Source organism: Aromatoleum evansii, assembly GCF_012910805.1.
In the GTDB taxonomy this organism is placed as follows: Bacteria; Pseudomonadota; Gammaproteobacteria; order Burkholderiales; family Rhodocyclaceae; genus Aromatoleum; species Aromatoleum evansii.
The window spans coordinates 1-3,824 of record NZ_WTVK01000128.1 but is presented as its reverse complement, the minus strand read 5'-3'; the positions used below and the strand labels follow the sequence as shown (position 1 = coordinate 3,824).

Annotated in this window: 4 protein-coding genes; 2 read left to right on the top strand and 2 right to left on the bottom strand. The window is 66.1% G+C overall.

Going from position 1 to position 3,824, the window contains the following annotated elements:
- Both GO615_RS27265 and GO615_RS27260 read right to left on the bottom strand, forming a co-directional pair.
- Positions 1 to 743, bottom strand: a 743-nt coding sequence (locus tag GO615_RS27265; protein WP_246262504.1) for a 3-hydroxyacyl-CoA dehydrogenase NAD-binding domain-containing protein, incomplete at its 3' end; no start/stop codon positions are given.
- 3 nt (positions 744 to 746) lie between these two features.
- Positions 747 to 1,520 (bottom strand): enoyl-CoA hydratase, encoded by a 774-nt coding sequence (locus tag GO615_RS27260; RefSeq protein WP_169132986.1) that lies wholly within the window; start codon positions 1,518 to 1,520, stop codon positions 747 to 749.
- Positions 1,521 to 1,837: 317 nt separating this feature from the next.
- Here GO615_RS27260 and GO615_RS27255 point away from each other — a divergent pair, with 317 nt between their 5' ends.
- The gene (locus tag GO615_RS27255) at positions 1,838 to 2,641 is read left to right on the top strand and encodes an IclR family transcriptional regulator (protein WP_169132985.1); all 804 of its coding nucleotides are present in this window, start codon (positions 1,838 to 1,840) and stop codon (positions 2,639 to 2,641) included.
- A 25-nt stretch (positions 2,642 to 2,666) separates the two neighbouring features.
- Positions 2,667 to 3,821 (top strand): acyl-CoA dehydrogenase family protein, encoded by a 1,155-nt coding sequence (locus GO615_RS27250; RefSeq protein ID WP_169132984.1) that lies wholly within the window; start codon positions 2,667 to 2,669, stop codon positions 3,819 to 3,821.
- The last annotated feature ends 3 nt before the right edge of the window (positions 3,822 to 3,824 follow it).

Below are 3,824 nucleotides of genomic sequence, written 5' to 3'. Positions count from 1 at the left end.
ACCGGGTGCGACACGTCGAGCCCGGTGAGGTCCAGCAGTTCGAACGGCCCCATGCGGAATCCGGCCGCTTCGCGCAGGATGCGGTCGACATCGGCGAAGCCGGCGATGCCCTCGCCGACGATGCGCAGCGCCTCGGTGCCGAAGCCGCGTCCGGCGTGGTTCACGATGAAGCCCGGGGTGTCCTGCGCGCGCACCGGCGTGTGCCCCATGCGCCGCGCGAGCGCCGTGAGCGCCTCGCCGACCCAGGGCTCGCTGAGCGCGCCGTCGATGACCTCGACGATCTTCATCAGCGGCACCGGGCTGAAGAAGTGAAAGCCGGCGACGCGCCCCGGCAGGCGGCAGCCCGCAGCGATCGCGGTGACCGACAGCGACGAGGTGTTGGTGGCGAGGATGCAGGTGTCGCCGACGATGTCCTCCAACTGCCGGAACAGCGCGCGCTTGGCGTCGAGCTGTTCGACGATGGCCTCGACGACGGCGTGGCAGCCGGCGAGGTCTGTCAGCGATTCGGCGATGCCGATGCGCGCGGCGGCTGCGTCGGCGTCCGCGGCGGCGATGCGCCCCTTCGCGGCTAGCGTCTGCAGCGTCTGGCGGATCGCGTCGCGGGCCTCGCCGGCCGCGCCGGGGCGGGCGTCGTGCAATACGACGCGAACGCCGCCCTGCACGGCGATCTGGGCGATGCCGCGGCCCATCAGGCCGGTGCCGACGACCCCGAGCAGCAAGTCGGTGCGGGTGATGTCGAGCATGGTTCAGACTCCCTGGTAGTCGGGTTGGCGCTTGGCGAGGAAGGCCTGCATGCCTTCCTTCTGGTCGCGGCTGGCGAAAAGCAACTGGAAGGCCTTGCGTTCGAGCATCAGCGCCGCGTCGAGCGAGGCATCCTGGCCGGCGAGCATGACTTCCTTGATTTGCATGACGGCGAGCGGCGGCAACGCGGCGATCTCCGCAGCAAGCTGCAGCGCGCGCGTCTGCACCTGGTCGTCGGGCACGACCTCGCTGGCGAGGCCCATCTCCAGCGCCTCGCGCGCACCGACCGGCTGGCCGGTGAGGACCATCTTCATCGCGCGGAACTTGCCGACCGCGCGCGTCAGGCGCTGCGTGCCGCCGGCGCCGGGCATGATGCCGATGCGCACTTCCGGCTGGCCGAAGGAGGCGCTTTCACCGGCGACGATGATGTCCGCGTGCATCGCCAGTTCGCAGCCGCCGCCGAGTGCGAGGCCATTCACCGCCGCGATCACCGGTTTCGGGCACGACGCGATCGCCTGCCACAGGCGATGCGTGTTCCGCAGCATCATCTCGACCGCGCTGCGCTCGGCGAGATCGCGGATATCCGCGCCGGCTGCGAAAATCCGCTCGGAGCCGGTGAGCACGATGCAGCGCACGTCCGGATCGCTGCCCAGTTCGGTGAACTGTTCGGCGAGCATGGCGCGCACCTGATGGTTCAGCGCGTTGCGTGCGTCGGGGCGGTTGATCCGCACCACCGCGATGCCCGGCAGCGGGCGTTCGACAAGGACTTCGTCGCTCATCATTTCTCCTGGTGTGGTTTGCAGTGCGAAATAACGGTTCGCAAAACATGGCGTGAGGCGAACGTTACCGCGGAATCTTGGCGATGTAAACCGTAGGCGTTCTTTGCGATTTTGGCGGAATCAATGCGTTAAAGCATTGTGGTGTATGGATTTCAGGGGCATTCAAGAGGGTTGAGACGTTTCAATAGTTGATTCCGCTGTGCGAACCGTAGTTTTGCAAAACAGTTGACGCATGAGATTTTCGTGTGCAACCATGGCGTCGCCTTCACCGGCGACAGACAACTGAACCGATGTTGTGGGGGCAAGAGGAAATGGTTATGGACAATGAAATCCAGGTGTTCGGCGACGAGGAGGAGAGCAAGGATCGTCAGTTCGTCAATGCGCTGGCGCGGGGGCTGGAAATCCTGCGTTGCTTCCGGCCGGGCGAGGCCTACCTCGCCAATGCCGAGCTCGCGAGCCGCACCGGGATTCCCAAGCCGACGGTGTCGCGGCTGACGCACACGCTGACGAAGCTCGGCTATCTCGCCTACTCGGAAAGCCGGGGCCAGTACGGGCTCGGGTCGGGCGTGCTGGCGCTGGGCTATTCGATGCTGGCGAACCTGGACGTGCGCGACATCGCGCGCCCGGCGATGCAGGAACTCGCCGAGTACTCGAAGGCGTCGGTGTCGATCGGCGTGCGCGACCGCCTGAGCATGGTGTACGTCGAGACCTGCCGCAGCAGCGCGCGCGTGACGCTGCAGCTGACCGTCGGCTCGCGCATTCCGATCGCCACCACGGCGATGGGCAAGGCACTGCTGTGCAGCCTGCCGCCGCAGGAACGCGACTACCTGCTGGACCACATCCGCCTCGCTGACGAGGAGAACTGGCCGCGCATCAAGCTGGGCATCGAGCAAGCGCAGCGCGACTACGCCGAGCGCGGTTTCTGCCTGTCGGTCGGCGAATGGCACCAGGACATCCATTCCGTCGGCGTGCCATTGCTTGGCATCGAGCGGGAAAAGGCGATGGCCTTCAACTGCGGCGGTCCGGCCTTCCTGCTGTCGCGCGAAAAACTTGAAAACGATCTCGGTCCGCGTCTGGTTCAGCTTGTGCGCAAGGTGGAAACGGACATGGGCCGGGTGTGAGCGTCACTACCCTGTCGAGGAAAACATGATTCGAGATCCCGAAACCCTGAACCTGCTGCTGGACAGCGTCTCCCGTTTCGTTCGGGAGCGGCTGGTGCCGAACGAGGCCCTGGTGGCCGAAACCGACGAGATCCCCGCCGATATCGTCGCCGAGATGCGCGAGCTGGGCCTGTTCGGGCTCTCGATTCCGGAAGAGTACGGCGGCTTGAACCTGACGATGGAAGAGGAGGTGCTCGTCGCCTTCGAAATCGCCAGGACCTCGCCGGCCTTCCGTTCGCTGATCGGCACCAACAACGGCATCGGCTCGCAGGGCATCGTCATCGACGGCACCGAGGCGCAGAAGCTGCACTATCTGCCCAGGCTTGCCGCCGGGGAGATCATCGGATCGTTCGCCCTGACCGAGCCGGGCTCGGGTTCGGACGCGGCCTCGCTGCGCACCACGGCCGTGCGCGACGGCGATTACTACGTCCTCAACGGCACCAAACGCTTCATCACCAACGCGCCGGAAGCCAGCATCTTCACGGTGATGGCGCGTACCGATCCGGAAATGAAGGGCGCCGGCGCGATCTCGGCCTTCATCGTCGAGAAGGGAACGCCGGGACTGTCGCTCGGCAAGATCGACAAGAAGATGGGGCAGAAGGGTGCCCACACCTGCGACGTGATCTTCGAGAACTGCCGCGTGCCGGTCGCGAACGTGATCGGCGGCAAGGAAGGCGTCGGTTTCAAGACCGCGATGAAGGTGCTCGACAAGGGGCGGCTCCACATCGCGGCGGTGTGCGTCGGCGCGGCCGAGCGCATGCTCGAGGACGCGCTGCGCTACGCGATGGAGCGCGTGCAGTTCGGCAAGCCGATCGCTGAATTCCAGCTGATCCAGGCGATGCTCGCCGACAGCAAGGCCGAAATCTACGCGGCCCGCTCGATGGTGCTCGACGCCGCGCGCCGCCGCGACGCCAAGGAGGATATCTCGACCGAGGCGTCGTGCTGCAAGCTCTTCGCCTCCGAAATGTGCGGCCGCGTCGCCGACCGCAGCGTGCAGATCCACGGCGGCGCCGGCTACATCTCGGAATACGCGGCCGAGCGCTTCTACCGCGACGTGCGCCTGTTCCGCATCTATGAAGGCACGACGCAGATCCAGCAGCTCGTGATCGCGCGCAACATGATCAAGGCGGCGGAGGCCTGATGG

Bases quoted from the DNA above. Each gene is read 5' to 3' on its own strand.
- GO615_RS27255 (WP_169132985.1), top strand. From the start codon at position 1,838: ATGGACAATGAAATCCAGGTGTTCGGCGACGAGGAGGAGAGCAAGGAT.
- GO615_RS27260 (WP_169132986.1), bottom strand. From the start codon at position 1,520: ATGAGCGACGAAGTCCTTGTCGAACGCCCGCTGCCGGGCATCGCGGTG.
- GO615_RS27250 (WP_169132984.1), top strand. From the start codon at position 2,667: ATGATTCGAGATCCCGAAACCCTGAACCTGCTGCTGGACAGCGTCTCC.